The organism is Streptosporangium sp. NPDC048886 (assembly GCF_055586905.1).
In genome coordinates, this window is sequence record NZ_JBVJHH010000024.1 from 23,694 (window position 1) to 41,387 (window position 17,694).

The following is a 17,694-nucleotide window of genomic DNA, read 5'->3' on the forward strand; positions in this document are numbered from 1 at the left end:
CGATGCGCACACCGTCAGGATCACGCGGGCGAGCCGTGCCGGCCGCCGGGCTCGGCGCCGTCACCGCCGTCATCACCGCAGCCGCCCTGCTGGCGGGCGCGCCGGCCGCGGGCGCCGGGGTGTCGGCGGAGCGGGACCCGGTGGGCGCGCACTGCGCGCGCCTGGACCGGGTGACGGTCCCGGGGGCCGAGCACCAGGTGACGGCCTGCCTGGACGACCTCACCACGGCGGGCACGACGGTCTCCGGGCACACCGACCCCGCCGACTGGGCCGGACTCCACCCCGCCGGGGCGGTCAACCCCAAGGGCGTCCCCGGCATCCAGGTCGACGGCTACTTCCCCGACACCTCGACCTCCAACGCCACCCACGGCTGGAACCACGACTCCCAGTTCGTGCTCCGACTGCCGGACAGGTGGAACGGCGGGCTGGTCGTCGCCGGCACCCCGGGCAACCGGGAGCAGTACGCCAACGACTTCACCATCTCCGACTGGGCGCTGGCCAAGGGCTACGCCTACGCGGTGACGGACAAGGGCAACGTCGGGGTCACCTTCTACAAGGACGGCCGCCGGCCGGGCGACGCGGTCGCCGAGTGGAACCGGCGGGTCACGCAGGTGGCGGTCGCCGCCAAGGCGGTCGTCGCGCGGCGCTACGGCAGGCTCCCCGAGCGGACCTACGCCGCGGGCATCTCCAACGGCGGATACCTGGTCCGCTGGCAGTTGGAGAACCGGGCCTGGCTGTATGACGGCGGGGTCGACTGGGAGGGCACGCTCTGGCGGGTCGAGGGCGACAACCTGCTCACCTTCCTGCCCCCGGCGCTGCGGGCCTACCCGGAGGGCGACACCCAGGCGATGTACGACGCCGGGTTCGCCAAGGGCTCGGAGTTCCTGTGGCCGTTCCACTACCAGTACTACTGGGACCTCACCCAGCGCGTCTACCGTGAGGAGCTCGACCCGGACTTCGACGGCGACACCGAGGCGGGCACGCCCTTCTGCGCCACGGGCACCCCGGCCTGCGACACCGACTACGACTACGACGCGCGCAGGCCGTACCGGGCGGTGGAGAGGATCGGGCTCACCGGCCGGATCGGCAAGCCGCTGATCACGGTCCACGGCACGCTGGACACGTTGCTGCCGATCTCCCGCTCCGGCGACGTCTACGCGGACATGGTCGGCGACCGCCGGCCGTTCCGGTACTACCGGGTCACCGACGGCACCCACGTGGACAGCCTCTACGCCGCCTACCCCGACAGGCTCCGCCCGCTGCTGCCGTGCTTCCGCAGCGCGTTCGGGGCCCTGACGGACTGGGTGGAGCGGCGGCAGAGCCCGCCGCCGAGCACGACCCTGCCGCGCCCGGCGGGCGGAGACCTCGTCAACGAGTGTCAGCTCGCCAGGTAACGCTCCTGTACGGTCCGGGTCAGCCGGACCGCGCCCCGTGCCCCGGGGATCCGCCGCGCGATGCGCTTGAGCAGCGGGTTCCGGGGCGCGGGCGTTCCTTCGGCGGACTCGTAGATCTCCACCCGGCCGCCGCGGCTCATCCCGACCTTGAAGCGGAGCCCCACCTCCGGACCGTCCACCCGCAGGAACGGCACCCAGTCGCCTGGCGCGAGGGCGCCGTCGCGGCGGGTCAGCCGGGTGGGGATCTTGGCGACCAGCCGCCCGGGATGCTGGCCGGGCACGCCCGGCTCGACCAGGGCCGGCACGCAGACCTCGCGCTCCCGGCGCGTCTCATGGCGCAGCACCAGCTCGGCGGGCGGCCCCCCGCTCGGCGGCACGTACGGCACGGGCACGACGACGAAGACGTGCTCGCGCTGCCGGGTGATCGTCGTCCCCGCCGAGACCAGGACGATCGACTCGGCGAACGAGCGGGGCTCCACGCAGACGCCCAGCTCGCCCCGGTCCGACCACCAGGGGATGACCAGCCGCTTGGAGTAGTCGGCCAGCACACCGGTGCAGTTCAGCGGGGAGCCGGTGACGCGGGTGCGCGCGTGGTGGGCTCCGCCGTACATGCGCACGTGGATCTCCCACAGCCCGGGCGGCAGGGGGTGGCCCATGGCGGCGGAGGCGACGTCCAGCCGGGCGGTGCCGGCGACCTGGAGCCTGACCCCGTTGCGGTGACGTGAGCGCATCATCGAGCAGGTCACCGGGAGGAAGTAGACGAGCCCGGTGTCCTCGTGCCTGACGTAGACCTCGAACCGGGCGCGGGCGGCGGCCTGGGAGACGTCGGCCAGCTCGGGCGCGAGACGGAGGCCGTCGAGGGGCACGGGCGGCTCCCAGAGCAGGCCGTCCTCGCCGTAGGGCAGGAAACGCGTCGGGGACCCGTCACCCCGCAGGATCTCCACGCTGAGCCCCATGATGAACGCGCCGTCGTCCCAGACGACCTCCCTGAGGTCGGCCTGCAGGCGGGTGCCGCGCATGGCCTCGGCCAGCACGACCAGTTGGTCGAGCCGGCCGGCGCGCAGCAGCGCGGCGCGGGCGCGCAGGTGCACGGGCAGGTAGGGGTCCAGGCGCGGGGGGAAGCGCTGCACGGTCAGCTCGCGCAGGCTGGTGAAGGTGGCCGCCCGCTCCCTGGAGGAGGCGGAGACGAACCGGCCTCCCCCGAGCAGGCGCAGCACCGAGGTGCGGAACCAGTGCGCGTACATCCGGTCGCGCTGGCGCCCGGCGGGGACCTCGAAGTCGATGATGTCGAGCAGCTCGCGCAGCTCGGCGCCCCAGACGTAGGGGTCGCCCGGCGGCTCGGGCCGCTCCTCGATGTGGCAGCAGACCTGGTCGGCCAGGGTGGCGATGACCTTGGCCCGCAGGTAGGCCCGGAGCGCGAATGCCTGCTCGGCCAGGCGCCCGCCGGAGTCCGCGAAGGTCAGCGCCTCGGCGTCCAGGAACGTCCGGCGGTAGAGCTTGTGCGGGGTGAGCAGCGACAGCAGCCGGTCCCTGAAGATGTCGGCGCGTTCCCGGTTGCCGTCGAAGACCGTGGAGGGCAGCGGGCCCTGGTCGCTGACCAGGCGCCCGACGAGGATGTCGGCGTCGGTCTCCACGGCGCGCTCGTACATCCGCCGCAGGGCGGCCCGCTCCAGGCGGTCCGTCTGGTCCATCAGGTAGACGTACTCGCCCTTGGCGATCGCCATCCCGACGTTGCGCGCCCGGGCCGGCGAGCCGTCCGGTCCCAGATGGAGCACCCGGACGTTCGGCCGCACCGCCGCGACGGAGTCGAGGCGCTGCTGGATCCCGTCGTCGGACCCGCCGTCGGCGAAGATGACCTCGTACTCCTCCGAGGGCATCGACTGTTCCAGCAGCGAACGGATACACGCGTCGGCGGTATCACCGGGGTTGTGCACCGGCACTACCACGCTGACCTTCACATCCATACGGCCAAGCGTGCGATGCCGGCGGGCGGCAGACGGTCAGACTTGCCGACTCCTGGTGTCTCAGTACCAGCCCTTGGCCTGGGAATGGCCCCAGGCACCACAAGGCGTGCCATAGCGACCCTTGATATAACCGAGTCCCCACTCGATCTGGGTGGCCGCGTTGGTCTGCCAGTCACCCCCGGCGCTGGCCATCTTGTGGCCGGGCAGTGACTGCGGGATGCCGTAGGCGCCGCTGTAGCGGTTCATCGCCCGCTCGTTCCAGCCGCTCTCCTTCATCCAGAGCTTCTCCAGGCAGCCCCACTGGTCGGCCCAGCCGCGCGCCTCCAGCATCTGCTTGCCCAGCGCCTTGTTGCCGGTCGGGTTGGCGGTGCCGGGCGGGAGCTGCTGCGGGTCGAAGCCGCCGCCGCCGGGCGCCTCCTTGGGGATCACGATCTGGTCCAACGGCTTGCGGTGGTCGCGCTGGGCCTTGAGCTTGTCGGCCTTGAGCGCCTGGGCCGCCTGGGCCTTGAGCACGTCGCTCTGGGGATCGGGCGCGAACGGGTCGCCGCTGAGCATCTTCGACAGATCGCCCAGGCTGAGCGGCTCCTCCGCCGGGGCGGAGGCGTTCTGGACGGCGGTGTAGACGGTGAAGCCGCCGCCGCCGACGAGGATCACGGCCGCCGTGCCGAGGATGACGGCGCGCTTGGGGGTCAGCCACCCCTGCTTCTTGGCCTTGGCCGGTTTTCCGGCCGTGCGGCGGGGGCGGGGAGCTGAGTGCTCCTTCACGTGCGGCGGTCCTGAACTCACGACCTATGAGCTTGCCGTGGACAGGGGGGTGGTCCGCAACCCGAACGGGAGAGTTGGTTGGTGTTCCCCTGGACGGCCGCCGGTTTTTTTGCCGCCTACTTGCTGGTTACATGGACTTTCCTAGAATTTGGCCCGGTAAATGTGATTTTCATCACATTTACCGGGCGGGGGTCTCCCACGTGCCCCCGCACCGGAGGAAACGCCCTCCATTAGGCTTTCAACGCCATATTTGGTTACTGTCCACCTCATGTCACAGTTCCGTGACGGTGCAGGTGTCCTCCCATATTGGAAGAATAATTACCCGGTGGCCGGCATCCTCCTTGTTGAAGACGATCCCTCGGTCCGGACCGGGCTCGAACTGGCGCTGACCCGTCAGGGCCACTCCGTGACCTCCTACGCCAGCGGCGAGGAGGCGCTCGACCACATCCGGGCGCGGCGCCCCGAGATCGTCGTCCTGGACGTCATGCTCCCCGGGATCGACGGGGTCGAGGTGTGCCGCCGCATCCGCAGGCTGGACCAGCTGCCGGTGATACTGCTCACCGCCCGGGGCGACGACCTGGACGTGGTCGTGGGGCTGGAGGCGGGGGCCGACGACTACGTGGTCAAGCCGGTCGAGCCGCGCGTGCTGGACGCCCGGATCCGCGCCGTCCTGCGCCGGGTGGAGTCGGTCGCCTCCGACCGCATCACCTTCGGCGACCTGGTCATCGACCGGGGGGCGCTCAAGGTGTCGCTGGCCGGCCGGGAGGTCCATCTGACCCCCACCGAGCTGCGGCTCCTGCTCGAACTGGTCCGCCACCCCGGCCAGGTGCTCAACCGCAGATACCTGCTGCGGGCCGTCTGGGACCACACCCACGTCGCCGACTCCCGGCTGGTGGACGCCTGCGTCCAGCGGGTCCGCGCCAAGATCGAATCAGTGCCCGCCGAACCCCAGTTCATCCACACCGTCCGTGGGTTCGGTTACCGGTTCAGCCCACCGTGAGGCGGGCCTACACCGGGCTGCGCGGCCGCCTGGTCATCACCTTCACCCTGATCGCGGTGACGGCCTCCGCGCTGGTCGCGGGGATCGGCTACGAGCTCGTCAAGGGCCGGACGATCGACCTCGCCGAGCAGGTGGCCGTGCGCGACGTGCGCGACACCCTGGAAGGGATCAGGGTGCCCATCGGCGCGCTCTGGGCAGGAGACAGCCCGCCGACCGACGCGCAGATCAGCACGTTGCAGAAGAGCCTGCGCCTGCGCGACGGCGGGGTGGTGGTCCGCTACCAGAGCTACCTCTACCCCGACGGCGACTTCAGCATGAACGACGTCCCCGCCGACCTCGACGCCGGGGCCGCCCGGCGGCTGGTGACCAAGCGGCAGCCGATCGACGGGAAGATGTGGCTGCTCATCGGCACCCCCGTATGGCGGATAGAGCCCCTGCGCATCGCCAAGCCCACCGGGATGAGCGTCTTCGTGTTCGTCCCCCTGTCCGAGGAGGAGCAGCTCCTGGACGACCTGCGGCAGCCGCTGGCCGCCGCCGGGGCCATCATGCTGATCATCGCGCTCGCCGTCGCACTGGTGTCGGCCCAGCGGGTGCTGCTGCCGGTCCGGCGGCTCGGCTCGGCGGCCCGCGCGCTCGGCGCCGGCCACCTGGACACCCGCCTGCCCGTGCGCGGCCAGGACGAGCTGGCGGAGCTGACCGCGACGTTCAACGACACCGCGGCCGCCCTGGAGCGGAGCGTGACCGAGCTGCGCTCGCTGGAGGCGATGTCACGGCGGTTCGTCGCCGACGTCTCGCACGAGCTCAGGACCCCGCTGACCGCGATGACCGCGGTGACCGACATGCTCTCCGAGGAGGCCGAACGGCTGCCCCGCGAACCGGCGGCGGCCGTACGGCTCGTGCTGCGGGAGATCGGGCGGCTGCGGACCCTGGTGGAGCAGCTCATCGAGACGAGCCGGTTCGACTCGGGCACGGCGACCCTGAACCTGGACACCACGAACATCGCCGACGTGATCTACGACTGCCTGGAGACACGGGGCTGGTCGGAACGGGTGGAGGTGAACGTGCCGCAGGGACTGGCCTTCTCCCTCGATCCCAGGCGCTTCGACGTGATCATGGCGAACCTGGTGGGCAACGCCCTGCGCCACGGCGAGCCTCCCGTCGTGGTGACCGCCCGCAGCACCCCGAACGGCCTGGAGGTCAAGGTACGCGACCACGGCAGGGGCATCCCGCCCGTGGACCTGCCCCACGTGTTCGACCGTTTCTACAAGGCGGGCGCCCGGGGCGACGGGAGCGGCCTCGGCCTGTCCATCGCGCGGGCCAACGCCCGCCTGCACGGCGGCACCATCTCGGTGCGCCCGCAGGACCCGGGCACGCTCTTCACGGTCTGGCTGCCCTCGACATGAGGCTCCACGCTCCGATCTCCTTCCGCCCGCGCTGGTCGGCGTGCCTGCTCGCCGCCGCCCTGACGCTGGGCGGCTGCGGGATAGCCCCCACCGAGGTCCGCGACCAGGGCCGCCCTCCGGTGATCAGCTACAGCCCCACGTGGGTGACGGTCTACCTGCTGCGCGACGGGCGGCTGGAGCCCGCCAGCATCCCCGTGGGCTCCGACTCCGCCAAGGACATCGTCAACACCCTGTTCCGGGCCGGGAAGCAGCCGCCGAAGAAGGGGCTGAGCAGCGCGCTCAACGAGTTCAGTCACTACGACACCGAGACCACCCGATACTCCGACACGCCCCAGCGCAACGATCCCGGGGGCAAGCTGGGCTACCGGCTGAACGTGATCATCACGGGAGAGGGCGAGATCTCCAGGGCCGGGCTCGCCCAGATCACCTGCACCATCAGGCAGAACAAGCAGGAGAGCATCTGGAGCGTCGAGGTCACCCGGCTGTTCCCGGGCACCCCGGAGTCGCTGGGCGAGCACACCTGCTTCGAGTATCGGGACCTGGCCGCCAAGGGGGTACGGCTCCCGCCGTGACGGGCCGGGGACGGCTGCGCCCCGCACCGACCGTGAGGCGCGGCCCGCCGTATCCGTGACGGGCCGGATCGCCGTACCCGTGAGGCGCGGTCCGCCGTGACGGGCCGGGGCCGCGGATCCTCCTCGGACGGCCGGGTGACCGGCCCGCCGCGGGAGGACCCGCGGGCGGCGGCCTACATCGTGATGTCCTCCAGCATCTCGGTCACGAGGGCGGCGATCGGCGAGCGCTCCGAGCGGGTCAGCGTGATGTGCGCGAACAGCGGATGACCCTTGAGCTTCTCCACCACCGCGACCACGCCGTCGTGCCTGCCCACCCGGAGGTTGTCGCGCTGGGCGATGTCGTGGGTGAGCACGACCCTGGAGTTGGCGCCGATCCGGCTCAGCACCGTCAGCAGCACCCCGCGCTCCAGCGACTGGGCCTCGTCCACGATCACGAAGGCGTCGTGCAGGGACCGGCCGCGGATGTGGGTGAGCGGGAGCACCTCCAGCATGCCCCGGTCGATGACCTCCTCGATCACCTCGGGCGTGGTGACCGCGCCGAGGGTATCGTAGACGGCCTGCGCCCACGGGCCCATCTTCTCGTTCTCGGAACCGGGCAGGTAGCCCAGCTCCTGGCCGCCCACGGCGTACAGCGGGCGGAAGACGATGACCTTGCGGTGCTGGCGGCGCTCCAGGACCGCCTCCAGGCCCGCGCAGAGGGCGAGCGCGGACTTGCCGGTGCCCGCCCGGCCGCCCATCGAGACGATGCCGACCTCGGGGTCCATCAGGAGGTCGAGGGCGATGCGCTGCTCGGCGGAGCGGCCGTGCAGGCCGAACACCTCCCGGTCGCCCCGCACCAGCCGCACCGACTTGTCCGGCAGGACCCTGCCCAGCGCCGAACCCCGGCTGGACAGCAGCCGCAGGCCGGTGTGGGTGGGCAGGTCCCGGGCCTCGAGCAGGTCGGCGGTGCTGTGCTCGAAGAGCGTCTCGACGTCCTCCGTGGTCACCTGGAGCTCGGCCATGCCGGTCCAGCCGGACTCCACCACCAGCTCGGCGCGGTATTCCTCCGCGGCGAGACCGATGGAGGCCGCCTTGACCCGCATCGGCAGGTCCTTGGAGACCAGCACCACCTCACGCCCCTCCGCGGCGAGGGTCCGCGCCACGGTGAGGATGCGGGTGTCGTTGTCGCCGAGCCGGAAGCCGACGGGCAGGATCGACGGGTCGCTGTGGTTGAGCTCGACCCGGATGCTGCCCTCGCCGATCGGCATGGGCTCGTCCAACCGCCCGTGTGTCACCCGTAGGTCGTCGAGGTACCTCAGCGCCTTGCGCGCGAAGTATCCGAGTTCCGGATGGTGGCGTTTGCCCTCCAACTCGGTGATGACGACGATCGGGAGGACGACCTCATGCTCGGCGAAGCGGCTCATCGCCGCTGGATCCGCCAGCAGGACCGAGGTGTCCAGGACGTACGTACGCCGGCTGGTGACCGGCGACGTGGGTGAGGACGAAGGGTTTGCCACGCGTTCTCCCCCGGGCGCCATGGGGGGCGCCCTGCCATGAGCTGGGATGCGGACCGGACCCGGGCCCACGCTCGCGGCTTGCCGAGGAGGCGCCGGCGACCGGCCCTCCTTGGCAGTCGTGACGCAAAGGCGAGCCCTCTCCGGAGTAGGCGGGCTGTGCCCGCCTACTTGTTACGGTACGTCCTGAATACCCACCCACCAAAGGGACAAGCCTGTCCGAAAGGGGGTGTTCATGTGGTGTTTCAGTAGCCGTACCGTCGATGCCGCGCGGCATACGAGCGGAGAGCCCGCAAGAAATCGACCCTGCGGAAGTCAGGCCAGTAGGCCTCGCAGAAGTAGAACTCGGAGTGGGCGCTCTGCCAGAGCAGGAAGCCGGACAGCCGCTGCTCTCCCGAGGTCCGGATGACGAGATCCGGGTCAGGCTGGCCGCGCGTGTAGAGATGCTCCGCGATGTGCTCCACATCGAGGACCTCCACCAGGTCCTCGATGCTCGCGCCCTTGCTGGCGTGCTCCTGGAGAAGGGAGCGCACCGCATCAGCGATCTCACGCCTTCCTCCATACCCAACAGCAACGTTCACAATCAAACCCGGACGGTGTGATGTTGCTTCTTTTGCGTTTTTAAGGACATGCGCCGTGTGATCGGGCAGAAGATCGAGCGCGCCCATAGGATTGATGTGCCATCCGTCGGCGACGAGCTCCTGGACCACGTCCTCGATGATCTTCACGAGGAGGTCCAGCTCGTCCTTCGACCGGTTGATGTTCTCGCTGGACAGCAGCCACACGGTGACGACCTCGACGCCCGCCTCGCGGCACCAGCCGAGGAGCTCGGAGATCTTGTCCGCGCCCTTGCGGTGGCCCCGGCTGACGTCGTCGATGCCCATCGAGCGCGCCCAGCGCCGGTTCCCGTCGACGATGACGCCGACATGCCGGGGGGCCATGTCCTTCTGGCGGAGCAGCTTCGCCTCCAGCCGCCGTTCGTACAGCCGGTAGACGAGATCGCGCACGCCCATGGAGTCCCTCCCCTCAACGCCCGCCGTCGAAGGGCGCTGACAGGCAATTATCACCGCCCGCGAGACCTCTCCGCCCCGTCTATCGGGTTCCGGTTGAGTTGCCGGACTTCTGCGGCGCCAGGCACTCCTCCGCCTCCGTGACGAGTGCCTCCACGAAGGCGCCCAGCTCAGCCGAGGTGAGCACAGCCCGCATGCCCACCCCACCACCGCCCCAGGCCTCCACGAACGCCCGGCGGGTCAGCCGCCATTCACCGGCGCTCCCCCGCCTGGCCGGGACCCAGATCGGGATGGTGCGCAGCTGACATCGGAGTTCGCCCCCGCTCACGATCCCGTTCCTCGTCCGGTAACGAAAGGCGAACAGTTCTTCCTCCTCGGGGAAGCGGTCGTCGGGATCGGGCCACTGCGCCTCGAGCCCGGCCCGGGCCTCGGCGACGCCCTTGGCCAGTCGGACGAGGAACCAGCCGCACCGCTCCCCCACCGTCCCGTAGAGCGTGCCGTCGCGGTGGAGTTCGAGGGTGACCTCGTACGGCAGGCCGACGCTGTCCCGGCACGCCACCGGCGTAACGGTCAGATACGACCCATCAAGACAACGCAGTCCCCCCACCTCACAGAGGTTATCCCCGGCACAGCCTGCCAAAACGTTCTCAATGCCAGCGATGCTCACACCCGACGCCAGCTGTGCTCACGCCACCCGGGCGGCTGGTGCCACTCCGTCCAGCCGTGTCCCCGGCGGCCGTCCTCGGCCTCGAACCGGCACAGCGCGCGCGGGAAACGGGCGGGCTCGCCGTCCGGGGAGATCATCCCCACAGGGGCGAAGGCGACCGGGGTGACGGTCATCGGGGCCCCAGGCACGGCCAGCCGCGAGAGGACGGGCAGGCCGTGCTCGCCGAACTCGGTCGCCGCGGTGAACCCCTCCCGATGGTCGAGCACGCCCTCGGGCGAGACCGTGAAACACGGCCACGACAGCTCGGCGCCGAGGTTGGCCCGCATGCCGTGGAAGAACGTCCCGTCGTCGAGCCGCCCGGAGCTCCACAGCCAGGAGACCGTCCACCAGTCGCGCTCCCCCCAGCTGTGGTCGCGCTCGCCGTACCCGGCGAAGGGGATCTCCTCGCCGCCCACCCTGATCACGCCGGCGACCTTGCAGGGGATCTCGTAGCGCGGGACGAACCCGTAGGGGTAGACCCCGCCGACCGTCTCCCACTCCAGGTCGAACGCCAGCGAGGTCCTCGGGGCCCCGTCGGGGATGTCGTAGGCCCACGTCGGATCCTCCAGCACGGCGGCCGCCCCGGCCTCCAGGGTCAGCCTGGTGGAGCGCATGGGGGCCGTCGTCTCGTGGGTCGCCCGGTAGTCCCGGCCCCGCACCGTGAGGCCGGAGGCGGGCAGCGGGGCGCGGCCGTCGGCGAGCAGCACCAGCGGCCGGTCCCGGCCGACCAGGCACGCCCAGTACCAGGCGCGGTCCCAGTTGGGATACAGGCCCAGCCGGACGTAACCGGCCAGGGAGCCGTCCTCGGCCGCGAAGTCGAAGTAGAACGACTCGCTCCACAGCCGCTCGCCACCGGCCGGATGCGTCCCCTCGTCCGCCTCCCCCAGCGGCCACGTCCCGTGCTCGATGATCTTCACCACGGCCCACTCCCATGCAAGCGCTTGGCTACACGACCGGGCCAACCTAACCGACCGGCCCCCCGGCGGGACAGCCCTCAGAGATCATCTCCACCCCGCCCTCGCCGGGCGTCCGGCCCCCCGTCACCGCCCGGCGCCCGGCCCGGCGTCCCGGTACGGTCCCCGCCCTCCCGAGGGCCGGGGGCGCTGAGCGGTCCGTGGACGCCGGTCGGCGGCGGGGGGTCACCGGAGAGCGCGGAGGCGCCCGGCGCGGGAGGTGCCGGCGTGCCGCTCAGCGACAGCACGGCGGCCAGCTCCCGGTCACTCGCCCAGCCCAGGCCGTACAGGGCGATCCCGCAGAGGTCGAACTCCTCCTTGGAGACGTGGTCCCGGGGGCGCGGCGGCAGGGACGCCTCCTCGCGGTGGCGCAGGCGGTGGTGGACCAGCGCGGCCTGTCCCAGGCGGGTGGGCTCGACCCGCGCGGCACCGCACGCCTCGACCAGCCCCAGCCCCTCCATGTGCGCGATCAGCCCGGTGACCGCGGGCCCGCGGACGATCGCCGCCTTGACCTCCCACACCGGAAGCCCCCCGGGCCGGTCACCGAGCAGGGCGAGGATCTCGGCCTCCACCGGATGCGAGGCTCCCGCCAGGCGCGAGGTCCCCTCCCGGTCCGAAATCCTCCCCGGATCCGAAGCCCCCACCGGAGGGGTCCCTTCCGGGCCCGCGATCCCCTCCGGGGGCGGGATCCCCGCCGGGTCCGCGATTTCCTCCGGGGGCGGGGCCGCCCGGATCAGTTGCCCGTCGCGCCGGGCCGTGAGGGCCCCTCTGGCGGCCAGGGCGGCCAGGGCGGTGTTCGCCACCCGGAACCGGCCGCCCGCGAGCTGGGACAGCTCGTAGAGGTCTGGGGCCGGCCCCCGGTAGACCTTCGGGGAGTGCATGGCCAGTCTCAGCGCGATCAGGCCCACCGCCGTCACCAACGCCACCGTCACGACGACGATCAGAGTGGTCAGCATGACGACCTCCCCCCGAGAAGGTGTCCTCACCCAGTTGGACGAACGGTGCTCGAGAGAAGTTTCAGCACCCGCCGCAGGGGGCGGGACCAACGGCGGGTCCCGGCGGGCGGCTCCGGGCCCCGGCCGGGGTCCGGCAGCCGCCCCTCGGCGCTGAGCCGCTCGGCGAAGTCACGCGCGTCGGCGCGGGAGCCGCCGGACGGCTTGGGCCGGCCCCGTGCGTACGCCTCGAACTCCCGCGCGAAGTCGTCGCCGAGCAGCGCCACCAGGTCCGGCCGGAGCCGGGCCACCGTTCCGCGCCGTTTGGAGATCAGGGCGGCCGCCTGGATCCGCAGCCGTGCCTCGTCGAACCCCGCAGGCGCCTCGGCCCCGGCGACCAGAGCGGCCAGCAGCCCGGCCTGCGCACCGCCCAGCGCCTCCCGGGCACCCCCCAGTGCCTCCTGTGTACTACCCAGCGCCTCCCGGGCACCCCCCAGCGCCTCCTGCGTACTACCCAGCGCCTCCCGGGCACCCCCCGGCAGCCCGGCCTGCGCACCACCCGGCACCTCCCGGGCAGCGACCGGGGCGCTCCCGGCCCCGTCCGGCCCAGGCCGGGGATCCGTCGGCACGTTCCCCGCCCGGACATCCCGTACGCGCCCTTCGGCCACCGGCGCCTCCCCAGGGCGGTCCTCAGACACGGGCCATCGCGCCGCGGACCCGGTCGAGCTCCGCCGCGAGCGCGGCGTCGCTGGGATAGTCGTCGTCCCATTCGAGCAGCACGCCGGGCGGGTCGGCGCGGGCGCAGAGCTCGGACAGGATGTCCAGCACCTCGCCGGGGACGTGCGCGGTGTGGGTGTCGTGCCAGAGGCCGTGGTGGGAGTGGCCGCCGGCGACGTGCACGTAGGCGAGCTCGGACAGCGGCAGGCCGTCCAGCGCGGCGGTGGCCGACAGCCCCAGGTTGACCTGGTTGGTGTAGAGGTTGGCCACGTCGACCAGGAGCCCGACCCCGGTCATCTCCACCAGCTCGCCGAGGAACTGCGCCTCGGTCATCTCGTCCTCCGGCCAGCCGAACAGGGCCGCCACGTTCTCCAGGGCCAGCGGGACGGGGAGGGCCGCCTGCGCCCGCCGTACGTTCTCGGCGATCACCGAGAGCGCGGCCCTGGTGCGCGGGACCGGGAGCAGGTGGCCGGCCTCCATGCCACCCGCCCGCACGAAGGCCAGGTGCTCGCTGACCAGCGGCGCGTCCAGGGCCTGGGCGCAGGCCGCCAGGTGCGCCAGCCGGGCCGGGTCCGGCGGCTCGGCGCCGCCCACCCCCAGCCCGACGCCGTGCGGGATCACCGGCACCCCGCGGGCGCGGAGCACCCGCAGCGACTCCGGGAGCCGGTCGGGCCGCACGTTCTCCGCGATGACCTCGACGAAGTCCACGCCGGGCAGGCGCTCCACCGTCAGGTCGATCTCCGGGCGCCAGCCGATGCCGACGCCCAACGGCCCGGATCCGGACATCCTCCCACCACCTCCCCGATCACCACGCTTCCCCGACACCACGTGCCCCGGTCAGCCGCCGCCACAGCCCCCGCCGCAGCCGCCGCCACAGCCCGAACCGCCGCCGCAGCTCGAACCGCCGCCCGAGTCGCCTCCGCCCGAACCCCAGCCGCCGGAGCCGAAGTCGCCGCCCCCGCCATAGGAGGCGTCACCGGAGCTGGAGGAGCCGCCCCCGCAGGAGCCGCCGGCGCAGCCCGCGGAGCCCTGGTTCTGGTCGCGCTTCAGCTCCTCCTCCAGGCCCGGGTCTCCCAGCTCGCCCAGGCCGTAGAGGGCGACCGGGACGCCGACCGCGAAGGCCAGGTCCGGGGTCGCGGGGCGGGCGCCCCGCACATGGACCTTGCGGGCCGAGCCGAGCACGTCGTGGCCCGCCTTGCTGAGGACGCCGCGCAGTGCCTGCTTCTGGCGCAGGTAGGAGACCAGACCGCTCATCCAGGCGATGGTGCCGATCACCACCGCGGCCACGCCGAAGAAGCCCCAGTCGGAGACGGACAGGACGGCGCCGACCTCGAAGACGGCGGCGAACACCGTGAGGAGCAGCAGCCGATTCAGTAGCCGGCCCGCCCCGGCGAGGGAGCCGTCGGGCACCAGCAGGCCCATGCCCAGCAGGCGGTAGCGCAGGCCGCTCATGGCCTGGCCGTCGGCGACCGTACGGCGCAGCTCCCCCGCCGGGCAGGAGTTGCCCCGGGCGCGCAGGGCGTCGAGGACGGCCTGCTCGATCGGTTCGGGGGAGGGCAGGGCGCCGACCACGAGGCTGACCTGGCCGCCCCGTGACACCCGGACGGCCCCGCCCCTGGCCAGCAGGCCGAGGGCGGTGTTGACCACGCGCAGCGGCCCACCGGACAGGTAGGCGAGCTCGTAGGGGCTGAACTGGCCTCCGTGATGATTGGCCGCGACCGAGCGGACCCGGCGGTGCTCATGGCGCACCGCCGCGGCCGTGGCGTTGACCACGACGGCCAGGGCGAAGGCGATGACGAACAGTACGAATTCCATGTCCGCCTCCCGGGGGGAAGGCGGGGCGTGTGCCCCGCTGTCATGTAGACGCACGGGGCCACACGGAAGTTGCAGCCGGGAGGTCTCAGTTCAGCCGCTCGACCAGAGCGTGGTATTCGTCCCAGAGCTCCTTGGGGAGGTGGTCGCCGAAGGTCTCGAAGAAGGCCGGGATCAGTGCCGCCTCCTCCTTCCAGACGTCCCTGTCCACGCTCAGCAGGGTCCGCAGGTCCTCGGCGGGGATGTCGAGGCCCTCGGTGTCGAGCTCGGCGGGGAGCAGGCCGATCGGCGTCTCGACCGCCTCCGCCTCGCCGTTGAGGCGGTCGACGATCCACTTGAGCACGCGGCTGTTCTCTCCGAAGCCGGGCCAGATGAACTTGCCGTCGTCGTTCTTGCGGAACCAGTTGACGTAGTAGATGCGCGGCAGCCGTACGTTCTCGCGCTGGCCGACCTTGATCCAGTGGGCGAAGTAGTCGCCCATGTTGTATCCGCAGAACGGCAGCATCGCGAACGGGTCACGACGCAGCTCGCCGACCTTGCCCTCGGCCGCGGCGGTCTTCTCCGAGGCGATGTTGGCTCCGGTGAACACACCGTGCTGCCAGCTCAGCGACTCGGTCACCAGGGGGACGGCGCTGGCGCGGCGTCCGCCGAACAGGATCGCCGAGATCGGCACGCCCTGGGGGTCCTGCCACTCGGGGGCGATCGTCGGGCACTGCGCGGCGGGCACCGCGAACCGGGCGTTGGGGTGGGCGGCGGGCTCCCCGCTGCCGGGGGTCCAGGGACGGCCCTTCCAGTCGGTCAGGTGCGCCGGGGGCTCCTCGGTGAGCCCCTCCCACCACACGTCGCCGTCGTCGGTGAGGGCGACGTTGGTGAAGATGCTGTTGCCCCAGAGCGTCTTGATCGCGTTGGCGTTGGTGGCCTCACCGGTGCCGGGCGCCACACCGAAGAAGCCGGCTTCGGGGTTGATGGCGTACAGGCGGCCGTCGGCGCCGAAACGCATCCAGGCGATGTCGTCGCCGACCGTCTCGACCTTCCAGCCCGGGATGGTCGGCTGGAGCATGGCCAGGTTGGTCTTGCCGCACGCGCTGGGGAAGGCCGCCGCGACGTAGCGGGTCTCCCCGGACGGCGGGGTGAGCTTGAGGATGAGCATGTGCTCGGCCAGCCAGCCCTCGTCGCGGGCCATCGTGCTGGCGATGCGCAGCGCGTAGCACTTCTTGCCGAGCAGCGCGTTGCCGCCGTAGCCGGAGCCGTAGGACCAGATCTCCCGCGTCTCGGGGAAGTGGCTGATGTATTTGGTGGAGTTGCACGGCCACGGCACGTCGTCCTGGCCGGGCTCCAGGGGGGCGCCGACCGAGTGGACGGCCTTGACGTAGCCGCCGCGCTCCTCGATGAGCCGCAGCGCCGCCTCGCCCATGCGCGTCATGATGCGCATGGAGACGACCACGTAGGGCGAGTCGGTGATCTCGACGCCGAGCTGGGAGATGTCACCGCCCAGCGGGCCCATGCAGAAGGGCACGACGTACATGGTGCGGCCGCGCATGCTGCCCTTGAAGATCTCGCCGAAGGTCCGGCGCATCTCGGCGGGGGCGATCCAGTTGTTGGTCGGCCCGGCGTCCTCCTCGCGCTCGGAGCAGATGTACGTCCGGTCCTCGACACGGGCGACGTCACTCGGGTCCGAGGCGGCGTAGAAGCTGTTCTGCCGCTTGGCCAGGCGCTTGAAGGTGCCCTGTTCGACCAGCAGGTTCGTCAGGCGCGTCCACTCGGTCTCCGAGCCGTCGCACCATTCGATCCGGTCGGGCTGGGTCAGCTCGGCGATCTCCTTGACCCAGGCGGCCAGCTCCGGGTGGCTGGTCGGGCTGGGGGCGGTTACGTCTGCGATAACGGACACTGCTGCGGCTCCTTACGCTTCTCAGGGCCAAAACATCATTGACAGAGAAACCGCATTTAATCCAATTGGCGTAGACCAGTGAATGCGTGCGGTCCGGCGCCGCGTCACCCCTGTTCCACCCGCCCCGCGGGACATATGGGCTGGCAGAGGCAGCGACGTTCTGAGTGACGTACCCCGAAGAAGAGAAACTAAAGAAAGCCGTTCCGGCAGTGGTATAGGCCATTCAAAGAGGTCTAAACCAATCGCTGAACAGGTTCAGACCAATTTTCGACCGTTCGCCCTGACCAGCCTCAGGAGTTCACGTCCGGCCCCGAGGCACGCACCCGGTCGACATGCTGGAGCGCGTCTCGCAGATCGGTCAGCCAGGTGTCGGTGTGCTTGCCCACCAGGCGCACGCACCAGGCCAGCGCGTCGCTCCGGCTGCGGGCGACCCCGGCGGCCACGAGGGTGTCGAGCACCCGCCGCTCCGACTGCCGCAACCGGGTCATGACCGGCACCGACAGTGTGGTGAACATCACCGTCTCGTCGCCGACGGCGACCCCCCAGGAGACCTTCCGGCGGAAGCGGTGCTCGGCCTCCAGCGCGATCTCGATGCGGCGCTCCCTGGTCTCCTCGCGGAAGCGCTGCACGCCGCCCTCCACGGCGGCGGCCCGCTCCACCTCGGAGGCGTCGTCGCCGAGCGCGGGCGGCCGGAGCCGGCCGACCACCGCGATCTCCTCGCGGTCCAGCACGATCTCCGGCGGCCCCTCGAACCACCCCTCGGGCAGCCGGCCCGAGAACCATCCGCGGAGCTTCCCTACTGCTTCGTCGTTTTCCATGTAATGGAGATTACATCGCTTCATCCGACAGAGCCAGCACCTCGTGCCGACCGGTTGCGCGCAGCGCCCGCGCTGGTGAACGCGGTGCCGGCGGCGGTGTTCAGGCAGGTGACCGAGAGGTCAGAATCGACGCATGAGTTCACCTCCGCGCCCCGAGGGAGTGCGTGAACGCAAGAAGGCCAAGACCCGGCGGGCGATCCAGGACCACGCTCTGCGGCTTTTCGCCGAGCGGGGGTACGAGGCGACGACGGCCACGCAGCCGGCGGG

At 71.5% G+C, this 17,694-nt stretch carries 16 protein-coding genes; 4 read left to right on the top strand and 12 right to left on the bottom strand.

All coding sequences use genetic code 11. The features are described 5' to 3' along the window. The first annotated feature begins 2 nt into the window (after window positions 1-2). Window positions 3-1,394: a 3-hydroxybutyrate oligomer hydrolase family protein gene (locus tag ACZ6R6_RS28010; protein ID WP_470098183.1), complete on the top strand. Its 1,392-nt coding sequence runs from the start codon at window positions 3-5 to the stop codon at window positions 1,392-1,394. Here ACZ6R6_RS28010 and ACZ6R6_RS28015 read toward each other — a convergent pair. Further along, a complete protein-coding gene (locus tag ACZ6R6_RS28015) occupies window positions 1,379-3,358 on the bottom strand; it encodes a glycosyltransferase family 2 protein (protein WP_470098185.1) in 1,980 nt (659 codons plus the stop codon). The genes ACZ6R6_RS28010 and ACZ6R6_RS28015 overlap by 16 nt on opposite strands. 60 nt (window positions 3,359-3,418) lie before the next feature. After that, on the bottom strand, window positions 3,419-4,123 hold the full coding sequence (locus tag ACZ6R6_RS28020) for an aggregation-promoting factor C-terminal-like domain-containing protein (RefSeq protein ID WP_306863884.1): 705 nt from the start codon (window positions 4,121-4,123) through the stop codon (window positions 3,419-3,421). 325 nt (window positions 4,124-4,448) lie between these two features. Here ACZ6R6_RS28020 and ACZ6R6_RS28025 point away from each other — a divergent pair, with 325 nt between their 5' ends. The 3 genes from ACZ6R6_RS28025 to ACZ6R6_RS28035 are packed head-to-tail and all read left to right on the top strand — an operon-like array spanning window position 4,449 to window position 7,098. Next, window positions 4,449-5,123: a response regulator gene (locus tag ACZ6R6_RS28025; protein ID WP_470098187.1), complete on the top strand. Its 675-nt coding sequence runs from the start codon at window positions 4,449-4,451 to the stop codon at window positions 5,121-5,123. Beyond that, window positions 5,120-6,526 carry an ATP-binding protein gene (locus ACZ6R6_RS28030; protein WP_470098189.1) on the top strand — a complete coding sequence of 469 codons (1,407 nt, stop codon included), beginning with the start codon at window positions 5,120-5,122 and terminating at the stop codon, window positions 6,524-6,526. Before ACZ6R6_RS28025 ends, ACZ6R6_RS28030 begins: the two co-directional genes overlap by 4 nt. After that, window positions 6,523-7,098 (top strand): hypothetical protein, encoded by a 576-nt coding sequence (locus tag ACZ6R6_RS28035; RefSeq protein WP_470098191.1) that lies wholly within the window; start codon window positions 6,523-6,525, stop codon window positions 7,096-7,098. The genes ACZ6R6_RS28030 and ACZ6R6_RS28035 overlap by 4 nt, the downstream gene beginning before the upstream one ends. A gap of 173 nt (window positions 7,099-7,271) precedes the next feature. Here ACZ6R6_RS28035 and ACZ6R6_RS28040 read toward each other — a convergent pair whose 3' ends face one another. The 10 genes from ACZ6R6_RS28040 to ACZ6R6_RS28085 all read right to left on the bottom strand — a co-directional run bounded on the left by ACZ6R6_RS28040 (window position 7,272) and on the right by ACZ6R6_RS28085 (window position 17,427). Continuing rightward, window positions 7,272-8,615 carry a PhoH family protein gene (locus ACZ6R6_RS28040; protein ID WP_470098193.1) on the bottom strand — a complete coding sequence of 448 codons (1,344 nt, stop codon included), beginning with the start codon at window positions 8,613-8,615 and terminating at the stop codon, window positions 7,272-7,274. A gap of 221 nt (window positions 8,616-8,836) precedes the next feature. Further along, window positions 8,837-9,604 carry an isoprenyl transferase gene (locus ACZ6R6_RS28045; protein WP_306863872.1) on the bottom strand — a complete coding sequence of 256 codons (768 nt, stop codon included), beginning with the start codon at window positions 9,602-9,604 and terminating at the stop codon, window positions 8,837-8,839. Window positions 9,605-9,683: 79 nt separating this feature from the next. Beyond that, the gene (locus ACZ6R6_RS28050; RefSeq protein ID WP_306863869.1) at window positions 9,684-10,160 is read right to left on the bottom strand and encodes a hypothetical protein; all 477 of its coding nucleotides are present in this window, start codon (window positions 10,158-10,160) and stop codon (window positions 9,684-9,686) included. A 104-nt stretch (window positions 10,161-10,264) separates the two neighbouring features. Next, entirely contained in the window at window positions 10,265-11,227 is a 963-nt protein-coding gene (locus tag ACZ6R6_RS28055; protein WP_470098196.1) for a DUF7064 domain-containing protein, read from the bottom strand. Window positions 11,228-11,301: 74 nt separating this feature from the next. Next, window positions 11,302-12,216, bottom strand: a complete 915-nt coding sequence (locus ACZ6R6_RS28060; RefSeq protein ID WP_470098198.1) for a TIGR04222 domain-containing membrane protein — start codon at window positions 12,214-12,216, stop codon at window positions 11,302-11,304. 26 nt (window positions 12,217-12,242) lie between these two features. Beyond that, entirely contained in the window at window positions 12,243-12,860 is a 618-nt protein-coding gene (locus ACZ6R6_RS28065; protein ID WP_470098200.1) for an SCO6045 C-terminal-like domain-containing protein, read from the bottom strand. Window positions 12,861-12,882: 22 nt separating this feature from the next. Continuing rightward, complete coding sequence (locus tag ACZ6R6_RS28070; RefSeq protein ID WP_470098202.1) at window positions 12,883-13,695, bottom strand: MbnB/TglH/ChrH family RiPP precursor modification enzyme; 813 nt, start codon at window positions 13,693-13,695, stop codon at window positions 12,883-12,885. Window positions 13,696-13,746: 51 nt separating this feature from the next. After that, window positions 13,747-14,724: a TIGR04222 domain-containing membrane protein gene (locus ACZ6R6_RS28075; RefSeq protein ID WP_470098204.1), complete on the bottom strand. Its 978-nt coding sequence runs from the start codon at window positions 14,722-14,724 to the stop codon at window positions 13,747-13,749. 85 nt (window positions 14,725-14,809) lie between these two features. Continuing rightward, window positions 14,810-16,609 (bottom strand): phosphoenolpyruvate carboxykinase (GTP), encoded by a 1,800-nt coding sequence (locus ACZ6R6_RS28080; RefSeq protein ID WP_470098206.1) that lies wholly within the window; start codon window positions 16,607-16,609, stop codon window positions 14,810-14,812. Between the two features lie 290 nt (window positions 16,610-16,899). Further along, complete coding sequence (locus ACZ6R6_RS28085; RefSeq protein ID WP_470098208.1) at window positions 16,900-17,427, bottom strand: hypothetical protein; 528 nt, start codon at window positions 17,425-17,427, stop codon at window positions 16,900-16,902. Window positions 17,428-17,694 lie beyond the last annotated feature (267 nt).

Bases quoted from the DNA above. Each gene is read 5' to 3' on its own strand.
- ACZ6R6_RS28040 (WP_470098193.1), bottom strand. From the start codon at position 8,615: ATGGCGCCCGGGGGAGAACGCGTGGCAAACCCTTCGTCCTCACCCACG.
- ACZ6R6_RS28060 (WP_470098198.1), bottom strand. From the start codon at position 12,216: ATGCTGACCACTCTGATCGTCGTCGTGACGGTGGCGTTGGTGACGGCG.
- ACZ6R6_RS28010 (WP_470098183.1), top strand. From the start codon at position 3: ATGCGCACACCGTCAGGATCACGCGGGCGAGCCGTGCCGGCCGCCGGG.
- ACZ6R6_RS28070 (WP_470098202.1), bottom strand. From the start codon at position 13,695: ATGTCCGGATCCGGGCCGTTGGGCGTCGGCATCGGCTGGCGCCCGGAG.
- ACZ6R6_RS28015 (WP_470098185.1), bottom strand. From the start codon at position 3,358: ATGGATGTGAAGGTCAGCGTGGTAGTGCCGGTGCACAACCCCGGTGAT.
- ACZ6R6_RS28035 (WP_470098191.1), top strand. From the start codon at position 6,523: ATGAGGCTCCACGCTCCGATCTCCTTCCGCCCGCGCTGGTCGGCGTGC.
- ACZ6R6_RS28075 (WP_470098204.1), bottom strand. From the start codon at position 14,724: ATGGAATTCGTACTGTTCGTCATCGCCTTCGCCCTGGCCGTCGTGGTC.
- ACZ6R6_RS28045 (WP_306863872.1), bottom strand. From the start codon at position 9,604: ATGGGCGTGCGCGATCTCGTCTACCGGCTGTACGAACGGCGGCTGGAG.
- ACZ6R6_RS28085 (WP_470098208.1), bottom strand. From the start codon at position 17,427: ATGGAAAACGACGAAGCAGTAGGGAAGCTCCGCGGATGGTTCTCGGGC.